Origin of the sequence: Emticicia sp. 17c, assembly GCF_037153985.1 — a bacterium.
Taxonomy (GTDB): Bacteria; Bacteroidota; Bacteroidia; order Cytophagales; family Spirosomataceae; genus Emticicia.
In genome coordinates, this window is sequence record NZ_JBBAYI010000009.1 from 149,880 (window position 1) to 165,878 (window position 15,999).

The window sequence follows — 15,999 nt, forward strand, 5'->3', positions numbered from 1 at the left end:
TAAAAGTAAATAGGTAAAAAAATATATTATGTGCCTTTGATGAATTTCTCAAGTTCGTTCAGATGGTCGTTAAAAGCCTGTTTGCCCTCATCTGTAACAGAGTAAATAGTACTTGGTTTACGTCCTATGAATTCTTTTCTGAATGTGATGTAGTTCGCCTCTTCGAGCGCGCGCAGGTGAGTAGCCAGATTGCCATCAGTAAGTGCCAGAATTTCTTTTAGCATATTAAAAGAAACTTCATCGTTTACCATCAGCACCGACATTATGCCTAAACGTGCCTTGCTTTCAAAAGCCTTATTAAAATTTTGTAATAAATTCATATATAACTTAAAGCCGTCAATAAAGAGCTCAATTTTATTTGTGGCTTTATCAATAACTATTTAGTTTCATACCTGAAATACACAACTATTCCGTAAATAATATGTAATACTCCAAAACCTACCGCCCAGAACCAGAGATTCCATTGAGCCAGAAACAAAGCAATGATTCCTAAAATAATTTCACTTATACCCAAATAAAAGGTATCATGCACGGTGTACTTACTGGCATTTACCAGAGCTATGCCATAAAAAACGAGCGTAGCCGGAAAACACAACCAGAAAAAGCCATTATAAAGCAGGCCCAGACAAAAAATGCCTCCTGCTATTAATGGAACAAACATACTTGTCAACAGGCGTTTTGAGGTGCTAGTCCAGACACTTAAACCCTGTTTGCGAGTTTTTCTGACGGTAAAGAAAATACCTGAAGCTAGTGCCGTAATGAGTACTACCAGTGCATCAAGGAGCAAAAAAGGTACAATTTCTGAGCGTACTTTGGGGTCGAATAAATGATATAACCCCTCGATATGTATTTTGTTGTGTGCGTACCACGCACCTGCTAAAGCACAAATACCTGCCGAAATACCTGATAACCCACTCAAGGAAAGGAACTTCGAGGAACGTTCCATAATAGAGCGGATCTCTTTGAGTTGTTCTAGGTGTTCGTTCATAGACTAGCTAATATTTTAGGCAAAAATATAATAATTCCTACAATTACAGCAACAATGGAAATAATTAAAACTCCGGCGGCGGCTAAATCTTTGATTTTCCCGATAAGCGGATGGTATTCAGACGATATAAAATCGCATATTTTCTCGATAGCTGTATTAAATGCTTCTGCTGCCCATACCAACCCTATAAGCATAATTACGAAAGCCCATTCGGTATGGCTTATATGTAATAGCAAGCCTAACAAAATAACCACCACAGTAGCAAACAAATGAAAACGGGCATTGTTTTCGTGTAGTAATACGCCTATGCCCTGAAAAGCATATTTAAAACTACGCAACATTTTTGGTACGTTCATACTGTGGCGGAATCAACAGGTTTAACGAAATATATAAGACCATTACTACTAAAGAAAAAACCAGCGTTGTTTTAATAGCTAGTGGGTTTTGTAGTTCCTGAAAAGATTTTCGGAACAAAAAAACAGGATTAGTGAACAAGTCCCAGCTATTGAAGCGAATAAACCGACCCAGATATAACCCAAAACCTGCCAGCATGACGCTACCCGAAATTAAAACCCACGCTGTAAACTTGTTGGTAAGCCTTTGGATAATCTGATGAGCTACGTAAAGCGAATAAAGGCCAGTAGCTAAACCTGCCAAGGCCACAACAAAAAAATTGACCGAATCGAACCACAGCAAATGGCTTTCTGATTCGACCAAATGAATTAAATCTGTAATGATATAAGGCGAATTAGGGAAAAATAAAAGCCACAAACCCAGAAAAACATATAGTACAACGCGCTTGGTACCAATTGCCGCTTGTTTTGATGCATGAATCCGGCGAGCCACCAGAACAAAAAATAACGGAACCCACGCCAGAAATAAATTCCATAACAGAAAAATGTTTCTTAGATACCCCGTTTTTACGAATCCGGTAAGAAGAAGCACTACACTTAAGGTTGCCAGTAAAATCAGGCTCAATGTCGGGCGGCTGATATTAAATGGGGTAGCTGATTTTTTATTATTCATAAGTGTTTTAAAAAGAACTTTGTTTTGCAAAGTAAATTCAAGTTTTATCATTCTCCAAATCTTTTTCTATTTTTTTTAACATACTCATAACAAGTTAGGTAGAGATACAAAACAAATAGAAACACAATAAAATGCTGGTGTCATGTATTTAAGAATAAGTTGTAGCTATTATTATTGCCACTTTGTATGTAAATTAGAGGTAGAAATGAATACCAGCAATCTGCTCTTATAAAATTGAACACATTGTTTCAGAGGATTGTTAATAATTGAATGGGAATTATATTAATGAAGATGATATGTCGGAGATAAGTTTTGATTATAAAACCGAATTATTGCGGGTGCCTGAAGAACCAGGGGTATACAGATATTTTGATGAAACAGGCGAAGTAATTTATGTAGGTAAAGCCAAGAATCTGAAAAACAGGGTAACAAGTTATTTTACTAATTTTAACCGCCACGACCGAAAAACACGTCGGTTGGTTGTAAGTATCCGTAAGCTGGAGTTTACCATCGTACCAAGCGAATTTGATGCGCTTCTCCTTGAAAACACCCTGATTAAGAAATATCAGCCCCGTTATAATATTTTATTGCGCGACGACAAAATGTATCCGTTTGTATGTGTTACAAATGAGCGTTTTCCGCGCGTAATTACTACACGGCGTATTGAAGACAAATCGCGCGGCAAACTGTATGGCCCTTTTGTTAACTCAAAAGCTATGTATGCGTTGCTCGAGATGTTTAGTCAGTTATATACCATTCGTACTTGTAACCTGAATCTGGCGCAGGAAAATATCGATGCACGTAAGTTCAAAGTTTGCCTTGAATTCCATATCGGCAACTGTAAAGGGCCTTGCGAAAACCTGCAATCAGAAGCTGATTATATGCGTGAAATAGAGCAGGTGCATAATATTTTAAAAGGTAATTTATCACCTGCAAAACAGTACTTTGAGCAACGTATGCAAGAGGCCGCTCAAAAGCTGGCATTTGAAGAGGCGCATCAGTTTAAACTGAAACTTGATTTTCTGCAAAACTACCAAAGTAAGGCTACGGTGGTTAATCCAAGCATTAAAGATTTAGATGTGTTCAGTATCACCTCCGATGAGGCATCGGCATACATCAACTACCTGAAAGTAATTAATGGTACTATTACGCTTACACAAACGCTTGAGGTAAAGAAAAAACTGGACGAAACCGATGAAGAAATTCTGGCTATGTTTATTCTGGAGCTTCGGCAGCAGTATGAAAGCACCACTAAAGAGATAGTAACGAATATTCCGGTGACGATTGATATGAAGGCAGATATTGCAGTGCCACAAATAGGAGATAAACGCAAATTGCTGGATATGTCTTTGAAGAATGTAATTTATTTCAGAAAAGAAAAAGCCGAGAGGGAAGCCATAGCTGCAAGCGGCGCTACTAATAAACGTGACCGTGTACTGGTAAAACTTAAACAGGATTTGCAACTTAAGGCTTTACCACGCCATATTGAATGTTTCGATAACTCGAATATTCAGGGTACGAATCCGGTATCGGCAATGGTATGCTTTATTAACGGACAACCATCACCCAGAGATTACCGTCATTTTATTCCGAAAACTGTGCAGGGGCCAAACGATTTCGCAACTATGAAAGAAGTGGTAACCCGACGTTATACAAGGTTGTTGGAAGAAAAAGCCGACTTGCCTGACCTCATTATTATAGATGGGGGTAAAGGGCAGCTTTCGGCCGCTTGTGAAGCCCTGAAAGAGCTAAACCTATATGGTGAAATACCCATTATAGGTATAGCCAAACGACTGGAAGAAATTTATTTCCCAGAAGACACATTGCCATTGTATATCGATAAAAAATCTGAATCGCTGAAATTGATACAACGCTGCCGCGATGAAGCCCACAGGTTTGGTATTACTCACCACCGCGACCGCCGTAGCCAGAATTTTCTGATAAGCAGCCTTGAAAGTGCGCCCGGTATAGGTAAACTAACGGCTACAAAGGTACTCAAACATTTCAAGACTATTTCGAACATCAAAAATGCCCCTGACGAGGCCCTGATTGAATTGGTAGGAAAAGACAAAACTCACCGTATTAAAGAGTTTCTCGAAAAAGAAAGCTGATAGTATTTTATGGCAGCCTTCTTAATGTTGAAGGCTGTCGTAAATCATTCTTGAAACCTCGGCCAGAACTTCTATTCCCTGCTTTTCGTTTTTCAGCTTTCTTGATAAAACTACTAGCACATATTTGCGGCCATCGGGTAGATACACAATACCTGAATCATTCTGTACGCCAGTAATAGAGCCCGTTTTATGCGCTACTTTTACGTCTTTAGGTAGTTTTCCGGGTATGGTTTCATTAAATTTCTGGTCAAATAATATGTCAATCATCTGCTCTGAGGCTTTTTTACTAACTACTTTTTTTTGTGCCAGCTTCTCAAAAATAAGCATCAGGTCATAAGCTGTTACTGTATTATTCATGCCTAGCTTGAAGGCTTTGTTGTCTTCTACACCTCGCAATACCTGAATGTCGTTAGCACCGAGGATTCTCATGCTTGCATTTGCATTTTTTGCACCTACCAAGTCGATAAGCACATTGGTTGCAAGGTTACTACTCACAATAATCATCTGGTAGGTCAGGTCATAGATAGTCATCTTCTGACCAATTTTTTTATACATATCGTCTGCGCTGTCATCGCTTATATCTAAGCTAAAGAGGCTGCCATCAACAATACTTTTAAATTCGTTTTTTACAACAATAGAATCAGAAAGTTTAAACTTACCTGCTTTTGCCTGTTTAAATACTTCAATCATGACAGGGGTTTTCATGGTACTGGCTGCATGGAAACTTTCATGTTCATGAATAAAAAGTGTTTTTCCGGTTTGTAAATCTTTAAAAGCTAGGGCAAAGTCTCCCTCAACCGTACTTAGCTTCTCTTCAATAGCTTTTTTCAAATGGTTGGTCTCCGTTTGCTGTGCTAACACATTCATCAGGTTTCCGAGCAAGAGAGCAATAGTATAAAAGTGTTTCATAGGGTTCAGTACAGACGCTTAATGAATAAATACCTCTCATGCAAGATAATGCAAATTTGTTAAAAACAGGTATAGCAATAAGTGATAATACTGTGGGCTACGCATAACTTAAGGCTCTAAGTATTTTTGTAAGGAGCTTATTTTTAGAAAATTGAAGTAAAATTTCTCTAAAATCATTGATTCTGAGGAACATTTTCCTCAGAATCAATGATTTTAGCCTTTTTTAAGCATTGGCAAGCGTTTTTGATAATTAACTACATAACAAAACATTAAGAGCCATGATAGTTGTATTATTTATCGTATCACAATTTATTGCTATGGGATGTGTATCGGCTTATGGTTTGCATCTGGAGCGTCAGGAACAACGAGAGTATCGAAATAGTATGATTTCGCAAAGAAAAAATAATCGTAGAGAAAACTAGCCCAAACCTTTTATAGTTCAATAACAGTAAATCAACAAGGCAAACAATAATCGCTTTTGAGAGAGGGTTTACTTTCGAGGCTGTTAGCAAATAAAATGCTCATGCGCCAAAACAACATATATGTATCAGTCAATATAACATACAGGAGCTAGAAAAAAACTTAACTAGAATTTACTGCCTACTACTACTTTTGCTTTAAAACTTTGTTTTTTGCCTGTGGTATTAAATATTTCTACCAGAATTACATAATACCCTACGGCTACTGGTTCATAAGTAGCTCCTTTACCATCCCAGATTAGCTGGTCGTTAACACCAAGAAGCTGGTTTTGTGCAAGGGTTTTTATGAGTTGTCCGTTGGCATTAAACACATAAGCATTGGCTATATAATTATAATTGTCTAGTTGAAACCTGAGCGTACAAACATCGTCCTGTCCATCGTTATCAGGGGTAATAATTTCCGGCTCAATACTAAAAATAGTTGATTCTACCGCAGGAATTTGCTGTGAATTAGCATAGCCGGGCGTGGCATAACCTTCAGATGCCGCCGCCGAATGCCAGTTTGATGGGTCGTTTGAATCTTTCGTAAAATCTGCTTTTTCAAGCGAAATGCCTTCTTTATCGTCAATCAATAAATGATGCAGATTCTCGTTGTAGTCGAATCTGTCGAATACTTTTTCGTTTGCATTAAGCAGAATTACCGTTCCGCTTTTATCAGGAAACGAGGGCAAAGAACTCATCTCAAGAAAGTTCTCCTTAACTGATTTAAAGTATTCTCTGCTCACTGCAGACACATCTGAGGTTAAGACCAAAAACTGTTTGGGCTGCAAAACAATATTTTTAGTAGTAATATTGCGCTTGTTGGCTATTAAACCTGCGGCATCAGCATTGGCTAAAGCCCAGTTAGTAATAGTAACCAGTTTGCTGCTTTGGTTATAAATTTCAACAAAATCTTCTCCACTGCTACGCGGATTAAAAAGAATTTCGCTCAGCACAACTTCGCCCGAATCGGCATAAGTAGGAGTACCTATTATTAAGCCAGATTCTTTTAGTACATTGCCTGAACAATCGGCTATATTATGGGCTGTAAGTTGATAAAGCGCACCTGCCTGCATGGTCGAAGAAAATGTCAAAACAATATTTTTATTCTGAGGGCTTTCGAGCCCTATTGTTTTAATTGCCAGATTATTATTGCTTGTATAGGCATAAGGGCTTATAGCTGAGAGGCTATCCAGTTTTTCTGAAAATACCAGCTTAATGCTATTTTCGGCTAGCCATTCATACCTGATTAGGGTAGGAGGGGTGAGGTCTGGGTGAGAATCCTTTACTGAGTTTTCGCTGCCGGGCGTGCCTTGTAGCAGTGCTTCGCTCGATGCCCAATTACCTTCTTCTACACAGGCATATTCGGTGTCAATCATTTCAAGTGCGAAACCCTGATTTTTAGTTGAGGTATACCATTTGTCGGTATAACTCACTGAAAACAAGGTCTTGTTTGCTACATTTTTCAGCGTGAGGGTTGTACCAGTATTAGATAATGAAAAGTTGTTTAACCCTATAACTTTTCCATAAGGCTCAAACTCACGGGCATTGTTTCTGTGAGTAACAATTGCATAAGCCCCGGCCTCGATTGAAACATCAGGAAAAACTGCGGAGGTTGAATTATAAAAAAGTACAAATTTATTCAGGTTTATGCTTTTAGCCGAGCGGTTGTATAACTCCAGATATTCTTTTTCAGGCAAACCTTTGGTAGGGGTAGGGTCGGCCATGATTTCAGTAATAATAAGGTCGTTGTTATTTTGGGCTTTAGTCTCAGCAAACGTAAAACATAAAAAGCAAAGGGTGTAAACCAGCGATTTACACCCTTGTTGCAGTATATTCATAAGCAGCAATAATAAGTTATCTGGTCAGATTAAGCTGTTTTTTCTTCTGTTTTGGTAGGGGCTACGGCTTTAGGTTTAGCCGGAACCGATTTTGCCGGAGTAGGTGTTGGGGCAACGGCTTTGGGTGTAGGTGTTGACTCAGACGTTGTTGCCGCTTTAGTATCTTCTTTTTTACTTACAACGGCACTGTCTTTTTTCTTGTCTTTCTTTTTATCTTTTTTTGCTTTCTCAGCCACCTTTTTCAAAGCTTTTTTTTCATCTTTCTGCTTTTCTTTTTCAGCTTTCTTTTTGAGTTTAACTACTTTTTTAGCTAATTTCTTTGCAGTTTTATCGATGGTTTTCTTTAATTTTTTGCTCGTGTTTTCACCTTTTACTACACTCGTCAGCGCAGCAGCTATTTCAGTGACCTGTTGTTTGAGATCAGTTTTCATAAGGAGTTATTTTTAGTATATTCGAATTAATGTGCAAATACAATTAACTGTTATCAAAAAAGCAAAAAAAACGTGTTAAGTTTTAAGGCAAAGACAAAAATAGTTGAACGAATCATGATTATTTGATGCCCGTTAATGATGAAAACAAGAAATTAACTAAATTGTTGCCTCTCAGTTATTAATTGAAGAAATATGTATATGATACACTTTATACCGGAAGATATTCTCAAACTCCTGATTTCGGCAGGTACTGGAGCTATTATTGGTTTTGAACGAGAATATCATAGTAAATCGGCAGGTTTGCGTACCATGATATTAATCTGTCTGGGTTCTACACTTTTTACAATAATTTCGATGAAGCTAGGTGCCGACCCCTCGCGCATAGCAGCTAACATTGTAACAGGTATTGGTTTTGTTGGGGGCGGAATTATTTTCAGAGACAACTCAAGCGGGCGTATTACGGGTATTACTACCGCTGCGGCGGCTTGGGTTACGGCTGCTTTAGGTATGTGTGTTGGCTTTGGTAAGGGGCTTTACGAAACAGGATTTGTGGCAATGATTATGGCTATTTTTGCCCTTTATGTGCTAGTACCTATACAAACACGTATTAAAAAGAAAAACCTGATTCGTACCTACCGGATTGTATGTAAATTTAATAATGATACCCTTAAGCATTATGAACACAAGTTTGCCAAGTTTGGTCTGGATGCAGAACGAGACAAGCAAACGAAATCGAACGACCTCATTAGTGGTATTTGGGTGGTAAGAGGTCCCGAGCAAAATCATGAAAAGGCCATCAAGAGTTTATTAAACGACCCTGATATTATAGAGTTCGATTTTTGATTCCAACCTTTTTAAATAAAATGGAATCTTCTATAAAAAACAATTCTATCTATGCGAACTATCTTAACTTTTATCTGCACTATTGTATTGTTATCTGCCTGTGAAACAGCCAATACTGACCCACTTTTGCTTCAGGTAAACGGGCAGTGGAAACTTATAAAAATCGGTATAGGTTTTCCGGCTCCGGGTGGGCCTACCGAGATACAGCCTACTTATCAGGAAACACTCGAATTTGATGCTTCAAATGGTAATTTTACCCGTATTAAAGATGGTAAAGTAGTAGAGCAGACTAAAGTAAGTGTAAGTTCGGATAAAAAGGCTACTTACAACAGAGATATGCTTATTTTCGAGAAGAGTAATACGTACTCCTACATATCGTTTACCGAAACATCAAAATATATGGTTTTATACCAAAGTGCACCTGTGGGTTCGACTTTGGCCGATGGTAATTCGTTTTTTTACGAGAAAATCAAGTAATACTTTCAAGTTTGCCACTTATGTAATAACTTGCGCTCAGAAAATAACGTATCGAAATAAATCATGGGAAAACCTTCTGAATCAAAACCGCTACCTAACTGGCTTATGCTAGTGATTTTCTTGTTAATCATGACAATCCTTTGGGTATTTGGCGATTTGTTTACCTTTCTGTTAGGCTTGTTTATTATGGCACTTGTTTTTGCCAACGGTTATGACCGTACACATGCTGATGAAGGACATCATTAAGAAATAGAAAGGCGGTTTAACCGCCTTTTTTATTGTACCCGAAAATCATTTGTTAAGTAAATAATTTACCCATAATTTAGCCCGATAGCTAATTATATTCTCTTCTAACTTAACACAAATGATTAAAAATCTGCTTTCGGGTATATTTATTGTCTGGTGCTGTGCTATAAGCACAGGTTTATGCCAGAACCCTGCTAAAAATGGTACTTTCAGAAATCCACTGTTACCAACAGGCCCCGACCCATGGGTGATTCAAAAAAACGGGTATTATTATTACTGTAATACGACTGGCGTTAATATTACGCTCTGGAAAACAAAAAATCTGGCAGATTTAGCCAGTGCCGAAAAACACGTTGTCTGGACTCCTCCTGCCGGCGAAGTTTATTCGCGTGAATTGTGGGCCCCTGAACTGCATTTTTTGCAAGGCAAATGGTATATATATGTAGCAGCCGACGACGGTAAAAACGATAACCACAGGGTTTGGGTACTCGAAAACTCCGACGCTGAACCTACTACGTCTAACTGGACACTCAAAGGCAAGATTACTGACCCAACCGACCGCTGGGCAATTGATATGTCGGTATTTGAAATGAATAAAAAACTGTATGTTGTCTGGTCAGGGTGGGATGGAGCCGAAAATGTAAGTCAGAATATCTATATAGCCCAACTAAAGAACCCGTGGACAATTGAAGGTGCAAGAACAAAAATAGCATCGCCGGTATATGACTGGGAAAAAGTAGGGGCAAGTAATTCGTTACCCGTAGTAAACGAAGGGCCGCAGTTTTTAAGACAGTCGCCTAAAAGTAAGAAAGTATTTATTGTATTTTCGGCAAGTGGCTGCTGGGCCGATGGTTATAAACTTGGTTTGCTGGAAGCAAGGGCTGACGCTGATTTGATGCAGGCAAGCTCATGGAAGAAATTCCCTGAACCTGTTTTTGTGGCTAATCCTGACGGGGAAGCCTTCGCGCCCGGGCATAACTCATTTTTTCAGTCGCCGGATGGTAAAGAACACTGGATAATTTATCATGCCAACCCTAAACCTAATCAGGGGTGTGGTAAATTTCGTTCACCACGAATGCAGCCTTTTACTTGGAAAGCAGACGGAACCCCCGACTTTGGTAAACCTATTGCTTTACAACAAGAAATTAATTTACCTTCGGGGCAGAAATAATAATTTTAAAATAGAAGGATGCGCCTACCGACGTAATCGTATCCTTCTATCGGACAATATCTGATTCTACGGCTTTCTGGATTTTCTTCATAATTAGCTTGGCCCATTTTTCAAGCATGGCTAACAATAATTCCAGATTAATAGGCTTACTAATGTAGTCGTCCATGCCCGCTCTCAGGCATTCGTCTCTACTTTCCTGTAAGGCGTTGGCCGTCATGGCTATAATAACGGGCTGATTAATAAGCTGCTCTCTGATACATTCGGTGGCTTTTAATCCGTCCATTTCTGGCATTTGTACATCCATTAGTATTATATCATATTCTTTCTGTTTAATAGCTTCCAGTACTTCAAGCCCATTCTCGGCTAGGTCTGCCTCATACCCCAGTTTGCTTAAGATTCTGAGTGCTAATTTCTGGTTCATGATGTAATCTTCTGCTACCAGAATATTTATCGGATAATTTACCGCAAACTGATTAGATAACTTCTGGGTATTTTGTGGGTTTGATGTTTTTTCTGTTATAACAGGATATTCTTTCGACATAATCTGGTTATGAATATTCCGGCAAAGAATATGCTGCTTGGCAGGCTTGGTTAAAACCGAGCAAAACAAATCGGGGTGTTCTTTGTAAAAAGTATCTGAGATAGAGCTCAGCAACATAATAGGGAGCTTGGGAGCTAATTTTTTAATAGCTAAGGCCAGTTCAACGCCGTCTATTTCAGGCATTTGCATATCTGTAATAACAATATCAAACTGGTTGTTCTCCTCAATAATTGTCAGGGCTTCTCTGGGCGAAGGTGTAAGGGTGGGTGTCATTTTCCACTGTTCCAATTGCCCTTTAAAAATACTGAGGTTAGTAAGGTTATCATCTACAATAAGTACTTTCTTGTTCTCAAGAATTTCCAGATTAAATGGTAGAGAATCTATTTTTATAGCACTAATCTGGGCTTTGATGGTAAACGTAAATACGGTGCCTTTATCGACCTCACTTTTCACACTGATATTGCCACCCATTAATTTGATGAGCTTTTCGCTTATTACCAGTCCTAACCCTGTTCCACCATATTTACGGGTAGTAGAAGAATCAACCTGCGAGAAAGCCTTAAACAATTTGTCAATTTTGTCGGAAGGTATACCAATGCCAGTATCCTTTACATGGAAACCTAGTTCTACTTCACCATTTTTACCAGTATTTGCCAGAAACACCCTGATAAATATTTCACCTTTGTTTGTAAATTTAATGGCATTGCCAATAAGATTCAGAAGCACCTGACGTAAACGTAGGTTGTCGCCAACAATGTGCAAAGGAACTTCCCAGTCAATCTGATACAATAAATCAATGTTCGATTTAGCTACTTTTTCGGCAAAAATATCAAGCACTTCTTCAATACAATGCCTCAAGTCAAAGTCTTTCACGTCTAGTTCCATATTTCCAGATTCTATTTTTGAGAAATCCAGAATATCATTTATAACCGTCAGTAAGCCTTCGCCGCAGGTATGTATTGTATCGGTATAAGTTTTCTGTTCTTCGTTCAGCGGTGTTTCTTCCAGCAGTGAGGTCATACCTATAATACCATTCAAAGGGGTACGGATTTCGTGGCTCATTGTAGCCAGAAAAATACTCTTCGCCAGATTTGCTTTCTCGGCCTCCTGTCTGGCTTTTAATTCGTCTTCGGTCGATTGGCGTAGTTGTGATGTACGCATTTCCACCTGTTTTTCGAGCTTTTCGTTCAATGCTTTTATCTCTCTTACTCGATACCTGTAATAAGCCACAGCAAGGCCAATAATACTGGCACTAAGAAGCAACCTGAACCACCATGTTTCCCAGAAAGGCGGAAGTACTTTTATGGTAATAAAGGTCCCCTCCTCGTTCCAGACGCCATCGTTATTAGAAGCCTTTACCCTGAATATATATGTGCCGGCGTCCAGATTCGTATACGTAGCTGTGCGTCTGTCGCCTATGTAGTTCCATTCTTTATCAAAACCTTCGAGCATATAGGCATATTGGTTTTTGCCTGATAAAACATAGTTTAAGGCCGAAAACTCAAATGTAAAAACAGATTGCTTGTGAGTGAGTACAATAGTTTTAGTTTCTGTAATAGCTTCTGTGAGTGGAGAATTTTTTTCGCCCAGACGTACACTCTTATTGAATATCTTGAAATCGGTAATATGTACGGGCGGAATATAGGTGTTGTCTTTCATGCTGTCAGGATAAAACGCATTGAAACCATCGGGGCCTCCGAAAAACATTTCACCTTTAACAGTAAGATAGGCCGAACGGGGCTTAAATTCGTTTCCCTGAAGCCCATCAGAGATGTCATAAGCCCTGAACGTTCTGGTTGAGGGTATGTACTTTGTAATGCCACTGTTAGTGCTTATCCAGTAATTACCTTTTTTATCTTTTAAAATGGCATTAATGAGGTCGTTAGGAAGGCCATCTTTTTCAGTAATTGTCTGGAATTTCAGTGTTTTTTTATTGAGCAGGCATAGGCCATCGGTAGTACCTACCCATAAGAAACCTTCTTCGGCTTCGGTTATTACCTGAATATTATTGTTGCTAAGGCTGGTTTTGTCTTTGCTGTTATGCACAAAATGTCTGAACTCTTTCGTAGTTTTGTCAAAAGCATCAAGCCCGTTTTCGGTTCCTACCCATAATATATTGTTATCTTCGTACAAGGCTTTAACGTAGTCAGATGCTACACTGTTAGGATTTTTTGGGTCGTGCAAGTAGTTGGTAAAGGTATTGTTTTTACGGTCATAATAACTCAACCCACCACTAAGTGTACCTAGCCATACGTTTCCATCTTTTGCTTTTAACATTGAAAAAACACTCTCTGAAGAAATACTGTGAGTATCTTTCTTATTGGGTAAATGATGAATGAATTTTTTAGTTTTTTTGTCAAATAAATCGAAACCACCCATATAAAGACCCACACCTAACAGGTCTTTTTCGATTTCAATAACCGAAACTACGTAGTCTGAATTGATGCTGTTAGGGTTTGATACCTGTTTTTTATAGGTTGTAAATGTGCCAGTTTCTGTATTGAAATAACTCAGCCCGCCACCGTCTGTTCCTAGCCATACATTGCCTTTGTCATCACCAGCAATGGCTAATATACTACTGTTTTTTAGTCCATTTTTCGGGGAGCCTTCCTTATATAGAGCGAATTTATTGCCAAATTTGGCATAAAAATTAATACCTCCCGAATAAGTGCCAACCCATATATTGCCAATTTCGTCCAGATACATACAGTAAACAGAGTTATTACTCAGTGTACTTTTATCAGTAGGGTCGCTCGTAAAAGTCTGAAAACGATTGGTTTTAAAATCATAGATGCTGATTCCTCCGTTTTCGGTACCAATCCATAAATTACCGGCTTCATCTTCCATAAACGAAAGAATATCGTCATAGCCAATGCTCGAGGGGTCTTTTGGGTTATTCCTGAAAGTAGTGAAATTGTTTTCAGTATAACTGAATTTTGAAACACCACCACCCATTGTACCTGCCCAGATATTGTTGTGCTTGTCGGCGTAAATGGCTTTGATGTAATTTCCTCCGATACTTTTCGGATTTTTCGGGTCATTAAAATACTGTACAAAAGCATTGGTTTCAGGGTCGAAACGGTTAAGCCCTTCTTTGGTTGCCAGCCAGAGTTTCCCGAAACTGTCTTCTGTTATTCTCAATATGAAGTCATTGCTCAGGCTATTTGGGTTACCATCCTGATGCCTGTAAACCTTATAAGAACCGTTAGTAGGGTTAATCAGATATAAACCCTCGGTAGTTCCAAGCCATATTCTTTCCTTTCTATCCTGAAATATATCCCGAATACTGACCTGCTTATCAGCCGGAAAAAAATGAGTAAAATTATCTTTAGCTCTGTTAAACTTATCCAGCCCATTGGTTGTAGCTACCCATATTGTGCCTTTATGGTCTTCCAGAATATCATAAAGATAATTATCGTTCAGGCTCAGGGTATCTTCAAACGAATGTTTGTAAACAATAAATTTGTATCCATTATATTTATTAAGCCCCTCGTCGGTAGCAAACCACATAAAACCTTGTTTGTCTTTTAAAATAGCACTAATATGGCCTTGAGATAGCCCGTCATTGGTTGAAATATGCCTGAACGAAGGAGTGGGAATTTGCCCAATAACTTGAATTGTGATATTAAATAACAGAAAACAGAAAGACAATAAAGTTTTATACACCATGATAAAGTTTATTAGGACTAATCTTAAGATAATGCTATAAATGTATAAGGCAAAGTTGCAGCAAGCATTTCTGACGAATAACTCAACAGGAATGGAAAATAAATAGATTGTACTTTTTTTATAAAAAATAGCAAAAATAATGCCAATTGATGTAAGAATATTAGAATGACCGATACTGCTAAGAGAAAATTGCGTTTTCTGGGTCTGGTAAGTATTTGTAATTATTTTTACTTTTTGGCTGCTATTTTAGCGGATAGAAAAAGACATTACGCCCATAATTGCCACATAATTATGAGCAAGATAATGAATTTAGCATTGTGTTTTGGGTAGGAGAAAAAAGAATAGCTTCATAAAAAATGATTGAAAAATCCTGATTTTGGCTTTAACTATCCTAACACCTGATACCCATCTGAACATAATTTTGCATGAAAAAACTAACTTTATGTACGAAACCTTTGTAGCTATTCATTCTGTTTTCCGTTGGCTTGTTCTGTTAAGTATAATGTATACTATCGGGCGTAGTATCGAAGGATTACTCAGTAAAAGAGCTTATACTAAAACCGATAACATAGCACGCACCATTGCGGGGAGTATTAGCCATACACAGCTACTTATAGGCTTTACTTTGTACTTTGTGCTTAGCCCTATTACAGGGTACTTCATAAAAAGTGGCTCAGGTGGAAACCACGAAATATGGTTTTTCGGAATTTATCATATTGCTATGATGTTTACCTCAATAGTGGTTATGACCGTCGGAAGCTCTATTGCCAAGCGGGCTACTACCGATAAAGCAAAATTTAAAACTATTGTTATCTACTTTTCAATAGCCTTGCTACTTATTTTTATGGCAATACCGTGGTTCAGACCATTTATTAGAAATTTTTAACCAAAAATATTATGCTGAATTTATTCAAAACTCAAGTGGGACGGCTTCGTATTCTGGCATTTGTTGAAGGTATCTCGTTTCTGGTTCTGCTTTTTATTACTATGCCCCTGAAATATATGTTTCATAACCCCGAACCCAACAAAATGTTTGGCCTTGTGCATGGTTTGCTGTTCATTATGTATGTGCTGGCAGTAATACAGGTAAAGATTGAGCAAAACTGGGCCATGAAAAAAACTTTTTTAGCTTTGCTGGCCTCTGTTATTCCGTTTGGTACTTTCTGGGCAGATAAAAAACTTTTTCAGAATACAACTGAATAGATGGTTGCCTGAATCTGGATTCTGAAAATTAGTGATTATACTACCAATGGTATTTGTTTTTATTTAATTCAGGGTAAAACAAAAC

General features: G+C 38.3%; 15 protein-coding genes. 7 read left to right on the top strand and 8 right to left on the bottom strand.

Translation table 11 applies throughout. The features are described from left to right. Window positions 1-26: 26 nt before the first annotated feature. From WAA15_RS17460 to WAA15_RS17475, 4 genes are read right to left on the bottom strand one after another with little or no spacing between them, the layout of a single operon-like run. On the bottom strand, window positions 27-320 hold the full coding sequence (locus WAA15_RS17460) for a winged helix-turn-helix domain-containing protein (RefSeq protein ID WP_337044103.1): 294 nt from the start codon (window positions 318-320) through the stop codon (window positions 27-29). Between the two features lie 56 nt (window positions 321-376). Beyond that, complete coding sequence (locus WAA15_RS17465; RefSeq protein WP_337044104.1) at window positions 377-988, bottom strand: hypothetical protein; 612 nt, start codon at window positions 986-988, stop codon at window positions 377-379. Continuing rightward, complete coding sequence (locus tag WAA15_RS17470; RefSeq protein WP_337044105.1) at window positions 985-1,344, bottom strand: diacylglycerol kinase family protein; 360 nt, start codon at window positions 1,342-1,344, stop codon at window positions 985-987. Before WAA15_RS17470 ends, WAA15_RS17465 begins: the two co-directional genes overlap by 4 nt. Further along, entirely contained in the window at window positions 1,319-2,014 is a 696-nt protein-coding gene (locus tag WAA15_RS17475) for a DUF1361 domain-containing protein (protein ID WP_337044106.1), read from the bottom strand. The genes WAA15_RS17470 and WAA15_RS17475 overlap by 26 nt, the downstream gene beginning before the upstream one ends. 296 nt (window positions 2,015-2,310) lie before the next feature. Here WAA15_RS17475 and uvrC point away from each other — a divergent pair, with 296 nt between their 5' ends. Then, the gene (uvrC, locus tag WAA15_RS17480; protein ID WP_337044107.1) at window positions 2,311-4,125 is read left to right on the top strand and encodes an excinuclease ABC subunit UvrC; all 1,815 of its coding nucleotides are present in this window, start codon (window positions 2,311-2,313) and stop codon (window positions 4,123-4,125) included. Window positions 4,126-4,146: 21 nt separating this feature from the next. On the opposite strand, the gene WAA15_RS17485 is transcribed toward uvrC, so the two are convergent. From WAA15_RS17485 to WAA15_RS17495, 3 genes are all read right to left on the bottom strand, one after another. Then, window positions 4,147-5,034 (bottom strand): serine hydrolase, encoded by an 888-nt coding sequence (locus WAA15_RS17485; RefSeq protein WP_337044108.1) that lies wholly within the window; start codon window positions 5,032-5,034, stop codon window positions 4,147-4,149. A gap of 586 nt (window positions 5,035-5,620) precedes the next feature. Continuing rightward, window positions 5,621-7,333 carry a lamin tail domain-containing protein gene (locus tag WAA15_RS17490; protein ID WP_337044109.1) on the bottom strand — a complete coding sequence of 571 codons (1,713 nt, stop codon included), beginning with the start codon at window positions 7,331-7,333 and terminating at the stop codon, window positions 5,621-5,623. A 29-nt stretch (window positions 7,334-7,362) separates the two neighbouring features. Next, entirely contained in the window at window positions 7,363-7,764 is a 402-nt protein-coding gene (locus WAA15_RS17495) for a hypothetical protein (protein ID WP_337044110.1), read from the bottom strand. Between the two features lie 198 nt (window positions 7,765-7,962). On the opposite strand from WAA15_RS17495, the gene WAA15_RS17500 reads away from it, so the two are divergent. The 4 genes from WAA15_RS17500 to WAA15_RS17515 all read left to right on the top strand — a co-directional run bounded on the left by WAA15_RS17500 (window position 7,963) and on the right by WAA15_RS17515 (window position 10,501). Beyond that, window positions 7,963-8,607, top strand: coding sequence for an MgtC/SapB family protein (locus WAA15_RS17500; RefSeq protein ID WP_337044111.1), 645 nt, complete (start codon window positions 7,963-7,965; stop codon window positions 8,605-8,607). Between the two features lie 51 nt (window positions 8,608-8,658). Then, window positions 8,659-9,084, top strand: a complete 426-nt coding sequence (locus WAA15_RS17505) for a hypothetical protein (RefSeq protein ID WP_337044112.1) — start codon at window positions 8,659-8,661, stop codon at window positions 9,082-9,084. A 63-nt stretch (window positions 9,085-9,147) separates the two neighbouring features. Further along, window positions 9,148-9,330, top strand: coding sequence for a hypothetical protein (locus WAA15_RS17510; protein ID WP_337044113.1), 183 nt, complete (start codon window positions 9,148-9,150; stop codon window positions 9,328-9,330). 118 nt (window positions 9,331-9,448) lie between these two features. After that, complete coding sequence (locus WAA15_RS17515) at window positions 9,449-10,501, top strand: glycoside hydrolase family 43 protein (protein WP_337044114.1); 1,053 nt, start codon at window positions 9,449-9,451, stop codon at window positions 10,499-10,501. Between the two features lie 46 nt (window positions 10,502-10,547). On the opposite strand, the gene WAA15_RS17520 is transcribed toward WAA15_RS17515, so the two are convergent. Then, a complete protein-coding gene (locus tag WAA15_RS17520) occupies window positions 10,548-14,711 on the bottom strand; it encodes a two-component regulator propeller domain-containing protein (protein ID WP_337044115.1) in 4,164 nt (1,387 codons plus the stop codon). A 442-nt stretch (window positions 14,712-15,153) separates the two neighbouring features. Here WAA15_RS17520 and WAA15_RS17525 point away from each other — a divergent pair, with 442 nt between their 5' ends. After that, on the top strand, window positions 15,154-15,597 hold the full coding sequence (locus tag WAA15_RS17525) for a hypothetical protein (protein ID WP_337044116.1): 444 nt from the start codon (window positions 15,154-15,156) through the stop codon (window positions 15,595-15,597). Window positions 15,598-15,608: 11 nt separating this feature from the next. Beyond that, window positions 15,609-15,914, top strand: coding sequence for a DUF3817 domain-containing protein (locus WAA15_RS17530; RefSeq protein ID WP_337044117.1), 306 nt, complete (start codon window positions 15,609-15,611; stop codon window positions 15,912-15,914). The last annotated feature ends 85 nt before the right edge of the window (window positions 15,915-15,999 follow it).